Source organism: Mesorhizobium sp. UC74_2 (genome assembly GCF_042701485.1).
In the GTDB taxonomy this organism is placed as follows: domain Bacteria; phylum Pseudomonadota; class Alphaproteobacteria; order Rhizobiales; family Rhizobiaceae; genus Mesorhizobium.
On record NZ_CP170562.1, the window covers coordinates 5,769,117 to 5,783,695 of the forward strand.

13 protein-coding genes and 1 pseudogene are annotated in these 14,579 nt (G+C 62.5%); 10 read left to right on the forward strand and 4 right to left on the reverse strand.

The window, feature by feature from the left end:
- The first annotated feature begins 145 nt into the window (after positions 1–145).
- The 6 genes and pseudogenes from ACFJIU_RS28135 (at position 146) to ACFJIU_RS28160 (ending at position 5,969) form a co-directional block, all read left to right on the forward strand.
- On the forward strand, positions 146–541 hold the full coding sequence (locus ACFJIU_RS28135) for a DUF4345 family protein (protein WP_326894926.1): 396 nt from the start codon (positions 146–148) through the stop codon (positions 539–541).
- Positions 542–787: 246 nt separating this feature from the next.
- Positions 788–1,348: a F0F1 ATP synthase subunit delta gene (locus ACFJIU_RS28140; protein WP_379065538.1), complete on the forward strand. Its 561-nt coding sequence runs from the start codon at positions 788–790 to the stop codon at positions 1,346–1,348.
- Positions 1,348–2,877 (forward strand): F0F1 ATP synthase subunit alpha, encoded by a 1,530-nt coding sequence (atpA, locus tag ACFJIU_RS28145; RefSeq protein WP_379065540.1) that lies wholly within the window; start codon positions 1,348–1,350, stop codon positions 2,875–2,877. The genes ACFJIU_RS28140 and atpA overlap by 1 nt, the downstream gene beginning before the upstream one ends.
- 30 nt (positions 2,878–2,907) lie before the next feature.
- Positions 2,908–3,786, forward strand: coding sequence for a F0F1 ATP synthase subunit gamma (locus ACFJIU_RS28150; RefSeq protein ID WP_379065542.1), 879 nt, complete (start codon positions 2,908–2,910; stop codon positions 3,784–3,786).
- 73 nt (positions 3,787–3,859) lie between these two features.
- Positions 3,860–5,497: a F0F1 ATP synthase subunit beta gene (gene atpD / locus ACFJIU_RS28155; RefSeq protein WP_379065544.1), complete on the forward strand. Its 1,638-nt coding sequence runs from the start codon at positions 3,860–3,862 to the stop codon at positions 5,495–5,497.
- A gap of 65 nt (positions 5,498–5,562) precedes the next feature.
- Positions 5,563–5,969, forward strand: a pseudogene (locus tag ACFJIU_RS28160) (F0F1 ATP synthase subunit epsilon).
- 100 nt (positions 5,970–6,069) lie between these two features.
- Here ACFJIU_RS28160 and ACFJIU_RS28165 read toward each other — a convergent pair.
- Positions 6,070–6,903: an amidohydrolase family protein gene (locus ACFJIU_RS28165; RefSeq protein ID WP_379065546.1), complete on the reverse strand. Its 834-nt coding sequence runs from the start codon at positions 6,901–6,903 to the stop codon at positions 6,070–6,072.
- Between ACFJIU_RS28165 and ACFJIU_RS28170 the strand changes: the two genes are divergently transcribed.
- The 3 genes from ACFJIU_RS28170 to ACFJIU_RS28180 all read left to right on the forward strand — a co-directional run bounded on the left by ACFJIU_RS28170 (position 6,890) and on the right by ACFJIU_RS28180 (position 8,881).
- The gene (locus ACFJIU_RS28170) at positions 6,890–7,090 is read left to right on the forward strand and encodes a hypothetical protein (protein ID WP_379065548.1); all 201 of its coding nucleotides are present in this window, start codon (positions 6,890–6,892) and stop codon (positions 7,088–7,090) included. The genes ACFJIU_RS28165 and ACFJIU_RS28170 overlap by 14 nt on opposite strands.
- 125 nt (positions 7,091–7,215) lie before the next feature.
- Entirely contained in the window at positions 7,216–7,947 is a 732-nt protein-coding gene (locus ACFJIU_RS28175) for an SDR family oxidoreductase (RefSeq protein WP_379065550.1), read from the forward strand.
- A gap of 88 nt (positions 7,948–8,035) precedes the next feature.
- Complete coding sequence (locus ACFJIU_RS28180; protein WP_379065552.1) at positions 8,036–8,881, forward strand: fumarylacetoacetate hydrolase family protein; 846 nt, start codon at positions 8,036–8,038, stop codon at positions 8,879–8,881.
- A 62-nt stretch (positions 8,882–8,943) separates the two neighbouring features.
- On the opposite strand, the gene ACFJIU_RS28185 is transcribed toward ACFJIU_RS28180, so the two are convergent.
- Positions 8,944–10,011, reverse strand: a complete 1,068-nt coding sequence (locus ACFJIU_RS28185) for an acyltransferase (RefSeq protein ID WP_379065554.1) — start codon at positions 10,009–10,011, stop codon at positions 8,944–8,946.
- Between the two features lie 329 nt (positions 10,012–10,340).
- On the opposite strand from ACFJIU_RS28185, the gene ACFJIU_RS28190 reads away from it, so the two are divergent.
- Complete coding sequence (locus tag ACFJIU_RS28190; RefSeq protein WP_379065556.1) at positions 10,341–11,135, forward strand: metallophosphoesterase family protein; 795 nt, start codon at positions 10,341–10,343, stop codon at positions 11,133–11,135.
- 43 nt (positions 11,136–11,178) lie between these two features.
- Here the strand turns inward: ACFJIU_RS28190 and ACFJIU_RS28195 are convergent, their stop codons facing one another.
- Both ACFJIU_RS28195 and ACFJIU_RS28200 read right to left on the reverse strand, forming a co-directional pair.
- A complete protein-coding gene (locus ACFJIU_RS28195) occupies positions 11,179–13,530 on the reverse strand; it encodes a polysaccharide biosynthesis tyrosine autokinase (protein ID WP_379065558.1) in 2,352 nt (783 codons plus the stop codon).
- A 128-nt stretch (positions 13,531–13,658) separates the two neighbouring features.
- Positions 13,659–14,555, reverse strand: a complete 897-nt coding sequence (locus ACFJIU_RS28200; protein ID WP_379065560.1) for a UTP--glucose-1-phosphate uridylyltransferase — start codon at positions 14,553–14,555, stop codon at positions 13,659–13,661.
- Positions 14,556–14,579: the final 24 nt, after the last annotated feature.

The window sequence follows — 14,579 nt, forward strand, 5'->3', positions numbered from 1 at the left end:
ATCTCCTCCATGTATCAGTGTTCTGATATCAGTATTCTTATATATGGTCAAGCAGACGAATTTGGGCAGTTGCCGGGCACGCGTCTGCGCGCTTGACTTCCCAAGGCGATGATCTTCAATGCGGTCTCGTTTCGAGGGGACCAAAATGGAATTTTCATTTCCTTGGCCGACCACCCAGGGGGAGTGGCTCGCGTGGTCGAGCGCAGCGGTCACGCTGCTGCTCGGTCTGGCCCTGTTCTTTGCGCCGGGTCTCTGTTTCAAGTTGCTGCGCCTGCAGCCCAAGCCGGAAAAGCCGGAAGCCATTGCCGAAGGGCGAGCGCGGATGGCTGGTTTTTATCTCGGCGTCGGGCTCTGCGCGATTCTGCTGGCCCAGCCGCTGCTCTATATGGCGCTCGGCTTCTCTTGGCTGTTCACCGCGTTCGGGCGGGTCCTCGCGATGATGTCCGATGGCGCCAATACACCTTACAACTGGGGTGCGGTCGTCGTGGAGCTCGTGCTGGCGGTGTTGCCGCTCGCGTTCGCCTTTGGCTTTTTGCCCTGAATCGTGGTGAATCCGCTGCCAGCCATTGAACTCGGCCGCCGGATGCGACAAAAGTGCCTTGAAAGCATGTCCGTGGACGCATTGCGGTCCTGAAAAGCCTGTGCTAGACGGCAACCGACTTTCGACCGGGGGACAGCGGAAGCCGCGTCCCTTGGCTTGAAAAAATGCAGTAAGGTCAAAGATTTAGCCAGAGTTTTCGCTCGCGCCAACGATCTGCGGCCTCTCAGACAAGAGAAAAGACGGTCCGTGGCCCAAACGTCCTCGCCAATCTCCGCTGTCGCAGAACGCTATGCGTCATCGCTTTTCGAGCTGGCGCTCGAGGCGAAATCCGTCGCCAAGGTCGAAGCCGATCTCAACAGCTTCGACGCTCTGCTCGCCAACAGCGCCGATCTGAAGCGCCTGATCGAAAGCCCGGTGTTCACCACCGAGGAGCAGGTTCGCGCCATTTCCGCCATTGTCGACAAGGCCAAGATCGCAGGTCTCGCCGGGAACTTCCTGCGCGTGGTGGCCGGCAATCGTCGTCTGTTCGCCGTGCCCGGCATGATCAAGGCGTTCCGCCGCATCGCTGCCGAGCATCGCGGCGAGACTGCTGCCGAGGTGACGTCGGCGCATGCATTGACTTCGGCTCAGGAAGCAGAACTGAAGACCGCACTGAAAGCCGTCGCCGGCAAGGACGTCGCGATCACCGTTACGGTTGATCCTTCGCTGCTCGGCGGCATGATCGTGAAGATGGGCTCGCGCCAGATCGACACGTCGCTTAAAACCAAACTCAATTCGCTCAAGCTTGCACTGAAAGAGGTCGGCTGATGGACATCCGCGCCGCGGAAATTTCCGCAATTCTGAAAGACCAGATCAAGAACTTCGGCAAGGAAGCCGAAGTCTCCGAAGTTGGTCAGGTTCTGTCGGTGGGGGACGGTATCGCCCGCGTCTACGGTCTCGACAACGTCCAAGCCGGTGAGATGGTCGAGTTCCCGGGCGGCATCCGTGGCATGGCGCTGAACCTCGAAGCCGACAATGTCGGCGTGGTTATCTTCGGTGCCGACCGCGACATCAAGGAAGGCGACACCGTCAAGCGTACCGGCGCCATCGTCGACGTTCCGGTCGGCCCGGGTTTGCTCGGCCGCGTCGTTGACGCTCTCGGCAACCCGATCGACGGCAAGGGTCCGATCAAGGCTGTCGAACGTCGCCGCGTCGACGTGAAGGCTCCCGGCATCATTCCCCGCAAGTCGGTGCATGAGCCGATGTCGACCGGCCTCAAGGCGATCGACGCTTTGATCCCGATTGGTCGCGGTCAGCGCGAACTGGTCATCGGCGACCGTCAGACCGGCAAGACCGCCATCATCCTGGACACCATGCTGAACCAGAAGTCGGTGCACGAAACCGGCCCCGAGGCGGAAAAGCTGTTCTGCGTCTACGTCGCCATCGGCCAGAAGCGCTCGACCGTCGCGCAGTTCGTGAAGGTGCTGGAAGAGCGCGGCGCGCTCGACTACTCCATCATCATCGCCGCCACCGCTTCGGATCCGGCGCCGATGCAGTTCCTGGCGCCGTTCACCGGCTGCACCATGGGCGAATACTTCCGTGACAACGGCAAGCACGCCCTCATCTCCTACGACGATCTGTCCAAGCAGGCCGTCGCCTACCGTCAGATGTCGCTGCTGCTGCGCCGCCCGCCGGGCCGCGAAGCTTATCCGGGCGACGTCTTCTACCTGCACTCCCGTCTGCTCGAGCGCGCCGCGAAGCTCAACGACGACAACGGCAACGGTTCGCTGACCGCGCTGCCGATCATCGAGACGCAGGCCAACGACGTGTCGGCCTACATCCCGACCAACGTGATCTCGATCACCGATGGTCAGATCTTCCTCGAAACCAGCCTGTTCTTCCAGGGTATCCGTCCGGCCGTGAACGTCGGTCTGTCGGTGTCGCGCGTCGGCTCGTCGGCGCAGATCAAGGCGATGAAGCAGGTCGCCGGCTCCATCAAGGGCGAACTCGCGCAGTACCGCGAAATGGCGGCCTTCGCGCAGTTCGGCTCCGATCTCGATGCCGCCACGCAGCGCTTGCTGAACCGTGGTGCACGCCTGACCGAGCTGCTCAAGCAGCCGCAGTTCTCGCCGCTGAAGACGGAAGAAGAAGTCGCGGTGATCTTCGCTGGTGTGAACGGCTATCTGGACAAGCTGGCAGTCAACCAGGTCGGCAAGTTCGAGCAGGGTCTGCTTTCGCATATGCGCACCACCGGCAAGGCGGTTCTCGATGCGATTCGCAAGGAGAAGGCGCTGTCGGACGATCTGCGCGGCAAGCTCAAGGCCGAGATCGACAATTTCGCCAAGACCTTCGCGTAAGGCGACGGAAGACGGGACCGGGTTTGAAGCATGCCTTCACTAAAAGACCTTCGTAACCGCATCGCCTCCGTCAAGGCGACGCAGAAGATCACCAAGGCGATGCAGATGGTCGCCGCGGCGAAGCTGCGTCGTGCCCAGGAGGCCGCGGAAGCGGCGCGTCCCTATTCCGAGCGGATGGGCGCGGTGCTGGCCAACATCACCCAGGCTGTCGGCGGCGGCGGTGACGCTCCTGCGCTGATGACCGGCACGGGCAAGGACGACGTGCATCTGCTCGTCGTCTGCACGGCCGAGCGCGGCCTGTGCGGCGGCTTCAATTCGCAGATCGCGCGTCTGGCTCGCGACCATGTCCGCAAACTTCTCTCGGCCGGCAAGCAGGTGAAGATCATCTGCGTCGGCAAGAAAGGCTTCGACATCCTGCGTCGCGACTATGCTTCGCTGATCATCGATCGCGTCGACCTGCGCGAAGTGCGTACGCTGAGCTTCGTGAACGCAGACGCCATCGCCAAGAAGGTGATCGGCCTGTTCAATGACGGTCAGTTCGACGTCTGCACGCTGTTCTATTCGAACTTCAAGTCGGTGATCAGCCAGATTCCGACCGCGCAGCAGATCATTCCTGCGGCAGCAGAAACCTCGGGCGAAGCCGCCAACGGTGCCGCTGTCTACGAATACGAGCCGGAGCCGGGCGAAATCCTCTCCGACCTCATCCCGCGCAACATCGCGGTGCAGATCTTCCGGGCGTTGCTGGAAAACGCAGCCGGTGAGATGGGCGCCAAGATGAGCGCGATGGACAATGCGACGCGCAACGCGGGCGACATGATCAACAGACTGTCGATCACGTACAACCGCCAGCGCCAGGCGCAGATCACCAAGGAACTGATCGAAATCATTTCGGGCGCCGAGGCGCTCTAAGCGTGAACCGCGAAGGCAGGCGGCCTTCGCTCGGAGCACGCGGTAACCAAACGGACGGAAAAGGGTAAACACGATGGCGAAAGCAGCGACCCCGAAGAAGGAGGCACCGGCGAAGGCCGCGGCTGCTTCCAAGGCGCCGGCGGAGGCAAAGGCCGCTCCGGCAAAGAAGGCGGCGGCCGCTCCGGCCAAGGCTGCGGCACCAGCGAAGACGGCTGCTCCTGCCAAGGCAGCGGCTCCGGCAAAGGCGGCTGCGGCAACGAAGGCTCCGGCCAAGACCGCTGCGGTCAAGGCCACCGGTGCCGCCGGCAGGGTTCGCCAGGTCATCGGCGCCGTTGTCGACGTGCAGTTCGACAACCATCTGCCGGCGATTCTGAACGCGCTGGAAACCGAGAACGTCGGCAACCGCCTGGTTCTCGAAGTCGCCCAGCACCTCGGTGAAAACACCGTGCGCTGCATCGCCATGGACTCCACCGAAGGTCTGGTGCGTGGCCAGCTGGTCTATGACACCGGCGCTCCGATCTCGGTTCCGGTCGGCCCGGGCATGCTCGGCCGCATCATCAACGTCATCGGCGAGCCGGTTGACGAAGCCGGTCCTGTGAAGGGCGTCGAGATTCGCGCCATCCACCAGCCGGCACCGGCCTATGTCGACCAGTCGACGGAGGCACAGATCCTCGTCACCGGCATCAAGGTTCTCGACCTGCTCGCTCCCTATGCCCGCGGCGGCAAGATCGGCCTGTTCGGCGGCGCCGGCGTCGGCAAGACCGTTCTCATCCAGGAACTGATCAACAACGTCGCCAAGGCGCACGGCGGCTATTCGGTGTTCGCCGGTGTCGGCGAGCGCACTCGCGAAGGCAACGACCTCTATCACGAGTTCATCGAATCGGGCGTCAACAAGAAGGGCGGCGGTGAAGGCTCGAAGGCAGCACTCGTGTACGGCCAGATGAACGAGCCGCCGGGAGCCCGCGCCCGCGTCGCTCTGACCGGCCTGACGGTTGCCGAGTACTTCCGTGACCAGGGCCAGGACGTGCTGTTCTTCGTCGACAACATCTTCCGCTTCACCCAGGCGGGTTCGGAAGTGTCGGCTCTGCTCGGCCGTATTCCTTCGGCCGTGGGTTATCAGCCGACGCTCGCCACCGACATGGGCGCGCTGCAGGAACGCATCACCACCACCACCAAGGGTTCGATCACCTCGGTGCAGGCCATCTACGTGCCTGCCGACGACTTGACCGACCCGGCGCCGGCAACCTCGTTCGCGCACCTGGATGCGACGACCGTGTTGAACCGCGCCATCTCGGAAAAGGGCATCTATCCGGCCGTCGATCCGCTGGATTCGACCTCGCGCATGCTCGATCCACTGATCGTCGGTGACGAGCACTATCAGGTCGCCCGCCAGGTGCAGTCGATCCTTCAGCGCTACAAGTCGCTGCAGGACATCATCGCCATCCTGGGCATGGACGAACTGTCGGAAGAGGACAAGCAGACGGTTGCCCGCGCCCGCAAGATCGAGCGCTTCCTGTCGCAGCCGTTCTTCGTCGCGGAAGTGTTCACCGGTGCACCTGGCAAGCTGGTCGACCTCGCCGACACCATCAAGGGCTTCAAGGGCCTTTGCGATGGCGACTACGATCACCTGCCGGAAGCCGCCTTCTACATGGTCGGCAACATCGACGAGGCGGTCGAGAAGGCCCAGCGTCTGGCTGCAGAAGCGGCCTGATCGCAAAAAGCAATCGCGCGGGCGATGTCGTCCGCGCGTTTCGTTCCGAGCGTTAGTGAGACGACATGGCTAAAGCTTTCAAATTCGAACTGGTCTCGCCCGAGCGTCTGCTTGTCTCGGAAGAGGTCGAGTCCGTCGTCATTCCGGGTGCGGAAGGCGAGATGACCGTCATGGCGGAGCATGCTCCGGTCATGACCACCATCAAGCCGGGCGTCGTCACGGTGAAGCCGGCTTCCGGCAATGTCCAGCGCTTCGTGGTGTTCGGCGGTTTCGCCGACATCCTGCCTTCGGGCTGCACGCTGCTTGCAGAATCCGCGGTCGCTGTCGGGGACATCGACCGGGCAGACATCGCCCGTCGCATCAGGAGGCGCGCGAGGATATCGCCGACGCCAAGGACGATGCGTCCCGCACCAAGGCGGAGCAGTTCCTGCACCAGCTCACCACGCTGGAAGGCGCGATCCTGCCTGCCTGACGGGTTGCTTGCACAGAGTTCAAAAAAGCCGGGCTTCAACCCGGCTTTTTTATTGTTGGAAATGGCTGAGTTCCTCAGTGGTCCTGATTTTGCCGCGTATCTAGACGCTCCAGATGCGTTTGGCGTTGGCCGACAGCAATTTCGTTCGTTCGTCGCTGCTCGTGCCGGCGAGCAAAGCGTGCGTGGCAGCGATCCATGTTGAGAGCCCTCCGCCCAGCGTGCAGACCGGCCAGTCGCTACCCCAGATCACGCGATCCCAGCCGAAGCTCGCTATCACATGTTCTGCATAGGGCCGCAGCGTCTCGACGGACCATTCATCCGGATTTGCATAGGCGACGATGCCCGAGATCTTTGCCACCACGTTCGGCCGGCGGGAAATCTCGATGATGTGCTCGCGCCAGGGATGTTCGATTGCGCCCTTGATGTCCGGTACGCCGCAATGGTCGAGCACGAATGTCGTGTCGGGCGCGAGGTCGATCAGCGCGATGGCCTTGGGGATCTGGTGCGGCAACACGCAGAGATCGAATGTGAGACCGCTGCCGATCCGTCTGATGTTATCGCGAAACAAGGTGCCCTCGGAGACCTCATCCGGGACGACATGCAGCACGCGGCGGAAGCCCTTGACGAATGGATCGCTGCGGACGCGCTCAAGATAGGCCGGAAAGCCGCTCTCTTCGGGGCGACAAGAAGCGATGGCGCCACGCAGCAGGCTGTCCGTGTTGGCCGCCAAGGCCTTCATGTGGGCGGTTTCCGCTTCGATGTCGTCCGGGTGGACATCCACCTCCATGTGGAACGCGCCTTCAATGCCTGCACGGCGGGCCTCGAGCGCGTATTGTTCATGCAGGAAGTCCCGGTTGAGCGCCGGAACGTTGCCGAGCCAGGGGTAATGCAGCGCCTGCCTGTCGATCAGGTGCAGATGGGTGTCGAAGATCATGGCGCGCTTCCTTGATGCGGCGGCGAAGGCACGCCCTGCTTCGGCCATGAGAGCATCATTCCACCGGGAAGGAAATGCTTCTTGGCGGGAAGCTTTTTTGCTGCACCGGCGGCAAGACGCCGTGGTCAAGGCAACCGCCCTTTTCCAGAACGTTTCCGTTATCAACGGAAACGCTGAAACGCTCTAGTTCTTTGTTTTTACGCAATTTCGAACGGAAAACCGCTGCGCACTTTTCCCGGAATTGCTCTAAGGTGCGGTCCCGGCGCGAAGGCAACTCAAAGCCAGGCCGCGCCGGCATCGAGGAGGAAGACGATGGGTTCACTCGACGGCAAGACCGTGGTCGTGACCGCAGCCGCGCAAGGCATCGGGCGAGCAAGCGCAATCGCTTTCGCCGAAGCGGGAGCGAGTGTCGTGGCCACCGACATCAACGAACCTTTGCTCGTCGAACTGGGCAGGACAAAGGGTATCCAGGTCCGCAAGCTGGACGTCCTCGACGATGCGGCGGTCAAGCAGGTCTTCGCAAAGATCGGCCGCGTCGACGTGCTGTTCAATTGCGCGGGCTTCGTCCATTCCGGATCGGTGCTGGAGATGAAGGACGGCGATCTCGACTTCGCCTTCGACCTCAACGTCAAGGCGATGGTGCGCACCATACAGGCCGTGCTGCCAGGGATGATCGAGCGCGGCGATGGTGTCATCATCAACATGTCGTCGGTGGCTTCGAGCATCAAGGGCGTCCCCAATCGCTTCGTCTACGGCCTGACCAAGGCGGCGGTGATCGGACTCACCAAGGCTGTCGCGGCGGACTTCATCACCAAGGGCATCCGCTGCAACGCCATCTGCCCCGGTACCGTCGACAGCCCCTCACTGGAGGGGCGCATGCGTGCGCAGGGCAATTACGAAGCTGCGCGCGCGGCTTTTCTTGCCCGCCAACCCACAGGCCGGCTCGGAACGCCGGAAGAGATCGCAGCGCTCGCGGTGCATCTCGCCGGTGCCACGTACACCACCGGTCAGGCATACGCCATCGATGGTGGCTGGACGGTCTAACTCTTTGTTTTCGCGCAATTCCGAATGCGAAACGCTGCGCGCTTTTGCTGGAATTGCCGTAACAGCCGAATTTGAACTGGAGGACTGTATGAAACTTGTTCGCTATGGCGCCGCCGGCGCCGAAAAGCCCGGTCTCATCGATGCGGACGGCACCATCCGTGATCTGTCCGGCTATGTCGCCGACATCGGGGGCAAGGCACTGGATCCGGCATCGCTCGCCGCCCTCGCCAGGCTCGATGCGAAAACACTGCCGGCAGTCTCCGGCAAGCCGCGCTTTGGCGCCTGTGTGTCCGGTACGGGTAAATTCATCTGCATCGGGCTCAACTATGCCGACCATGCCGCCGAATCCGGTCTGCAGGTGCCACCGGAGCCGGTGGTGTTCATGAAGGCCACTTCGGCCATCGTCGGACCGGATGACGACGTGCTGATTCCGCGCGGGTCGCAGAAGACCGACTGGGAAGTCGAACTCGGCGTCGTCATCGGCAAGACCGCCAAATATGTCTCCGAAGCCGAGGCGCTGGATTATGTCGCCGGCTATTGCGTCGCCCATGACGTGTCGGAGCGGTCTTTCCAGACCGAGCGTTCCGGACAGTGGACCAAAGGCAAGAGCTGCGACACCTTCGGCCCGACCGGGCCATGGCTGGTGACCAAGGACGAGATCAAGGACCCGCAGGACCTCAAGATGTGGCTCACCGTCAATGGCGAGACGATGCAGAACGGCTCCACCAGGACGATGGTCTATGGCGTCGCCTTTCTGGTCTCGTACCTGTCACAGTTCATGAGCCTGCATCCCGGCGACATTATCTCCACCGGCACGCCACCCGGCGTCGGCATGGGCATGAAGCCGCCGCGTTACCTGAAGCATGGCGACGTCGTCGAACTCGGCATCGAAGGGCTCGGCAGCCAGCGCCAGACGTTCCGGGCGGACGGCTGAGGCATGACATCATGAAGACCTCGCTCTTTGCCGCAGGATGGAGAGAGCGAGGGAGCTGGGCGTCAGGCGCGCGCGCGTCGGCGGTCCGCATCCTTGTTGCCCTCTTCGATCACCACGACTTTTCGCCATGGCGGCACGTTGTGGCCGGCATTGAGCAGGAACAGCAATGTCGGCGAACGGCGGATCATTTGTAGGCCGATGACAGCGCACAGGACCGCGAGAAGCGGTAATGTGAAGAAGGTGATCGGGAACAGGCTGGAGCCGTAGTCGCCGAAGAAACGCCGGAAGACGATGCCGGCGAAATTGAACAGGATGGCGTGGCTGCAGAACAGCACGAAGGAATACGGCTCGAGCCGTATGAAGGTTGCTGCGAACCCGGAATGCCGGATCAGGCCGGTCAGCACCCAGAAACCGCCAGCCATGGTGATGCGCAACAGGGTGTCGAGGGTGATGCGCAGCTGATCGTTCATCTCGCTGATCAGAATGTTCTGGACGCGAATGGCAATGAAGATCGCAGTCATCGCGGCGAGCCCGGCCGCCAGAAACAAGGACAGCCTGTCGATGGTTGCCGCGCCGGTTCCTGCAATGCGCAGCCACATGCCGAGGGAAAAGAACAACAGAAGTTGCGGCCGCTGCATCACATACAGGTCTTCGCCGAACAGCGCGTAGATGACGAGCAGCCCCATGGTGGCCAGTGCGAAGTGTTTCAGCCCTTGATAGAGCACGGGCGCCAGGAGGCAGCAGATGAACAGGTCGCGCAAAAACCACAAAGGCACGTCGGCCGGCCAGGCGGTGACGGCAAACAGCGCGTTCGCCCAGCTGAGCAGCGTCGGGTCCGGCATATCCTGCCACCTGTCGGTCATCAAACCGTAGGCGACCAGCAGCGCCAGCATGACGAGGTTCCAGGCCACGAGCGGTACGATCAGCGTCTTGAACTTCGATCGCGCCAGCGCAAGCGGATCGGTCTTGAGCAGACTGGCGACGATGAAATAACCTGAAACCACGCTGAGCAGCGAAACAGAGCTCAAACCGAGAAGGCGCGTGAAGGCGAAATAGACAAAATCGAAGATGGCGGTATCGCGATCCTCGATGTTTTGCATGATGCCCGGCTGCACGTGGACGAACATCATGAAAAAGATGCACAGGACGCGCGCAATTCTGACACGGTCGGACACTAACGGCGGAACAGCCGGGACGGGCGAGGGGCGGGACACATTGTTTTTCAAGATTCGTCTCCTCGACAAGGTCGGCTCCGATTGACGGAGCGGCGAGCGGTGCGGTCTCTCAGGAGGCGGAGCACAGAGACGCAGCGATGAACGGGCGATGTGTGAGGCCCGAAGACTAGGTTAGGGGATTCGGACCGTTTGACGGCTTCACAAAGTACTACCCGGGGTAACAGGGTGTGCCGGCGACTGTGCCGGTCCATTGCCAGGACCCGGGCGATCATGAAAAACGCCAGATGATCAAGCATGTCGGACGCATTCTCGGCCTGAGAGCGGCTGGCGCCCGGGCGCGCCTGGCGCGCCTGCGTCTCGATATGGCGGACACTGTCGTCTATGCGATCGGCGACGTGCATGGCTGCCTGGACGAGCTTCTGGCGCTGGAAGACGCCATTGTTCGCGACGCGGCGACGCTGCCTGGCCGCAAGCTCATCATCATGCTGGGGGATTATGTTGATCGTGGTCCTGCGTCGGCGCAGGTGCTCGACCATCTCGCGGCGCATCCGCCGGAGGGTCTGGAGCGCATCTGTTTGGCCGGCAATCATGAGCTTGCCATGCTCGATTATCTCGAGGGGCGGTCCAGTCTTGCCGCCTGGCTGCGCATGGGCGCGGAAAGCACGCTGCAGTCGTACGGCATCGATCATCGACGGCTGGTCGAGATCTTTCGCGATCAGCAACAGGTCGACGATGCGATCCGCAGATCGATTTCGCCGGCTCATTTTGCGCTGCTGCGCTCGATGCCGGTTCTGGTCGAAACCGCGCGGTACATCTTTGTTCATGCCGGCGTACGGCCTGACGTTCCGCTGGACAGGCAGACGGACGAGGATCTCGTCTTCATCCGCTCGGCCTTCTTCGAGCGCGCGCACCTGCTTTCGCGTTATGTGGTGCACGGGCATACGCCGGTCGAGCAAGCCGGCCGCGAAGGCATGCGTGTCAATCTCGACACCGGCGCCTTCTTCAGCGGCCGGCTGACAGCCCTGCGCATCTGGCAGGACAAGGGGCGCTACCTCAGCAACTTGACCCAGGAAGACTGAACGCGACCGGCCGGCCGGATATGCGGCGCCTTCCGTCACCCGATCAAGCGGGCTCCGTGCGGTTTGGCTCGGGCTCCGTCACCGTCTGCTCGACATAGTAGGACGCATAACGGTCGAGATACTGCTCGGCCGCGCCGAACATGCCGTAACTCGCCAGTTTCTTCATGTCGGTGCGGTTCAAGACGACGCCGAGGGTCTTTGCCGCGATCTGGCGGTCGGCCTGCAAGGCGGAGCGCACCAGAAGGCGCGGCGTGGCGCCCCACTCGGCCACCAGCACGAAGCCGTCGGCGAGCGGCGCAAAAGCCTTGGCATCGACCACGGGCCCGAGTGGCGGCAAATCGACAACGACATAGTCGAAGGACTTGCGTGCCTCTTCCAGCAGTGCCGCCATGGCCGGACCCGAGATGAGTTCGCTGGTGTGCGACAGGCGCCGGCGTACCACGGCGGGAAGGATGACGAGCTTGGTCTTGCGGTCGACCAGGCAGGCGCTCTGCCAGCGCTGCTCACCGACCAATGCCTCGACGAGGCCCTTGTCGGGGGTCAGCGACAGGCCGCGGCTAAGGCCTGGATTGCGCAAGTCGGCATCGATCAAAAGAGTGCGGGCGCCATTGGCAGCGAGCAGCCCGGCGAAATTGGCGGCGGTGGTCGTCTTGCCTTCGCGCGGCAGCACCGAGACAAAGCCGATCACCTTGCCGTTGGTCCGGTGAAGGACCACGTCGCTGGCCAGTTTGACGTTGCGCAAGGTCTCCGCGAAGGAAGAGGCCGGTTGGTTGATCGCCACCCTCAGGATGCGAGGGGTGACGGTTTCCGGTCCGGAGGAATTCGCGACCTGCGCATCGGTCGGTTGCGTTCGCGGCCGGGCGTCGGCGAAACGGCCGCCGATCGCCGGCAGATAGCCGAGGAAATTCAGGTCGAGTGCGTCCCGTACGTCGTCGCCGGTACGGAAGAAACGCTCGCGGAATTCCTGGACGGCACCTGCTGCCGCGCCGGCGAACAGGCCGAGTACCAAGGACAGGCCGAGCACCATGGTCTTGCGCGGGCTGGATGCCGAGGTCGGGTTGCCGGCGGTCGAGATGACACGGGCCTCGGCGATCGGGAAGGAGCGCTGCTGCGCGGCTTGCTCGTAGCGGGCAAGGAAGGCCTGGTAGAGTGTGTTGAGGGCCTGCGACTTCTGCTCAAGATCGCGCAGCTTCACCTGCGCCTGGCCGGTCTGAGAATTCTGGCCGGCCAAATCGCCGACATTGCCGCGCAGCGAATCCTCGCGCGATTTCGCGACCTGGTATTCGTTGCGGTAGCTTTCGGTGAGCCGTTGCAACTCGGCATAGATCTGGTTGGTCAGGTTGGCCTGCTCGGCGCGCAGCGCCACCGCCTGCGCGTGGTCCTGTCCGAAACGGCTGGAGATGTCCTGTTCGCGCTTGCTGACGTTGAGATAGCGCGCCTTCATCTCGTTGATGGCGGCGCTGTTGCTGCCGCTGGCGCCTTTTTCCTGCGGGATGGTGGCGTTCTTGACCGCGTTCTCGGGTCCGCTGTCCACGATCGCCTTGAACTGGTTGTAGCGGGCCAGCGCATTGGCGGTATCGGCCTGAGCCAGGATGACCTGCTTGTTGAGATCGGACAATTGCTGTTCCGACATCAGTTCGCCACGCGCGGCCGTCAGCCCGTTGGCCGCACGGAATTGCTCGACCTCGAGCGCTGCCTTCTGCGAATTTTCGCGCAGTTCGTCGAGACGGCCCTGCAGCCATACCGTGGCGCGCTGGGTGGCGTCGAAATTGGCGTCGAGATGATCGGACAGATAGGCGTTGGCATAGGCGCGCGCGATCGTGCCGGCCAGCTTGGGATCCGGCGCGGTGAAGGAGAGATCAATGACGAAGCTGCGGCCGACGCGTTCGGCGTGGACCCCGTCCTGGAGGATGCCGATGGCGCGACCGATCTTGGCGTCCTGTATTGAACCGGGTTCTTCTTCGGAGCGCGACGAGAAGAAGCCTGCCACGCTTTTGATCGTGGCTTTCAGCGCGCTGAGCGGCGAGCGTGGCGGGTCGAGGAAAGCTTCGTTGTCCTGAAGTTTCTCCGCCAGCACGACGGCGCGGGCGAGACGGCTGGATTTGAGGATTTCGACCTCGGATGACACCATCGCGTCGGCCTGCGGACCGGCGGGCGGGGCTGGCTTGTCTTCGGCAAAACGGGTCAGACTGTCATCGAGGAGGATCCGCGTTCCCGAAGTGTATTGCGGCGGTGTCGCCACGAGATAGACGACCCCGAGAACCAGGCCGATCAGCCCGAACAGGCCGACCAGCCGAGCCTGCCGGCGTGCTGCCGCCAGCAAGGCGTCGAGATCAATGAAGTCCGATGAATCTTCCGAGGACATGGGCTTCAACGGATAACTTCCCTGGTTCATGGCTGCTCCGGTGCTCCGTCGCGAAATGAAAAAATCGGCCACGGCCAGATGGCCGTGGCGCGTCGTGGAGTTTGAATCCACGCATCGTGCTTTCCGAAAATCGATTCCGATTTTTGGGCCGATGCGCGTCAGGCGGCGCGGCTGCGACGTGCCTGCGAAGCGATCATCTCCTCGATCGGTTCGAACACCAGGTCGCAAATGTCCTTGCGCGCGAGCGCGAAGGCGACGTTGGCCTGGATGAAACCGTCCTTCGAACCGCAATCGAACATGCGGCCTTCGAACGGAGAGGCATAGAATTTCTGGCTCTCCGACAGCCGTACCATGGCGTCGGTAAGCTGGATTTCATTGCCAGCGCCACGTTCCTGCGTGCCAAGAATGTCGAAGATCTCGGGCTGCAGCACGTAGCGGCCGTTGATGTAGTGATTGGAGGGGGCGGCCTCAGGCGCCGGCTTTTCCACCATTTCGGTGATGGTAAAGCCCGCGCCTACACCGGCACCCTTGCCGACGATGCCGTAGCTGCCGGTTTCGAGCGGATCGCACTGTTCGACCGCGACGACATTGCCGCCGGTTTCAAGATAGAGGTCCATGGCGCCGGCAAGGCAGCCACGATCGCCGAACGAGACCATGTCGGGCAACAGAAGCGCGAAGGGTTCGTCGCCGACGATATCCCTGGCGCACCACACCGCGTGGCCCAGGCCGTGCGGCGCCTGCTGGCGGGTGAAGGAAATCGTACCCGGCTGCGGCTGCATGCGGGTCAGCGACGCCAGCTGTTCGTTCTTGCCGGAGCGCGTCAGTGTCTCCACCAGCTCGGGCTGGATGTCGAAATAGTCCTCGATCACATGCTTGTTGCGGCCGGTGACGAAGACGATGTGTTCGATGCCGGCTTCCAGCGCCTCGTCCACCGCATACTGCACGACGGGGCGGTCCACCACCGTCAGCATCTCCTTCGGCATGGCCTTCGTGGCCGGCAGGAACCGCGTGCCCAAACCGGCAACCGGTATCACCGCTTTTCTCACCTTTTTCATCACGTCATCCCTGTTTGCAAATCG

Coding starts and splice junctions, on each gene's coding strand:
- ACFJIU_RS28135 (WP_326894926.1), top strand. CDS start 146: ATGGAATTTTCATTTCCTTGGCCGACCACCCAGGGGGAGTGGCTCGCG.
- atpA (WP_379065540.1), top strand. CDS start 1,348: ATGGACATCCGCGCCGCGGAAATTTCCGCAATTCTGAAAGACCAGATC.
- ACFJIU_RS28150 (WP_379065542.1), top strand. CDS start 2,908: ATGCCTTCACTAAAAGACCTTCGTAACCGCATCGCCTCCGTCAAGGCG.
- atpD (WP_379065544.1), top strand. CDS start 3,860: ATGGCGAAAGCAGCGACCCCGAAGAAGGAGGCACCGGCGAAGGCCGCG.
- ACFJIU_RS28165 (WP_379065546.1), bottom strand. CDS start 6,903: ATGATCTTCGACACCCATCTGCACCTGATCGACAGGCAGGCGCTGCAT.
- ACFJIU_RS28175 (WP_379065550.1), top strand. CDS start 7,216: ATGGGTTCACTCGACGGCAAGACCGTGGTCGTGACCGCAGCCGCGCAA.
- ACFJIU_RS28180 (WP_379065552.1), top strand. CDS start 8,036: ATGAAACTTGTTCGCTATGGCGCCGCCGGCGCCGAAAAGCCCGGTCTC.
- ACFJIU_RS28185 (WP_379065554.1), bottom strand. CDS start 10,011: ATGATGTTCGTCCACGTGCAGCCGGGCATCATGCAAAACATCGAGGAT.
- ACFJIU_RS28190 (WP_379065556.1), top strand. CDS start 10,341: ATGATCAAGCATGTCGGACGCATTCTCGGCCTGAGAGCGGCTGGCGCC.
- ACFJIU_RS28195 (WP_379065558.1), bottom strand. CDS start 13,530: ATGAACCAGGGAAGTTATCCGTTGAAGCCCATGTCCTCGGAAGATTCA.
- ACFJIU_RS28200 (WP_379065560.1), bottom strand. CDS start 14,555: ATGAAAAAGGTGAGAAAAGCGGTGATACCGGTTGCCGGTTTGGGCACG.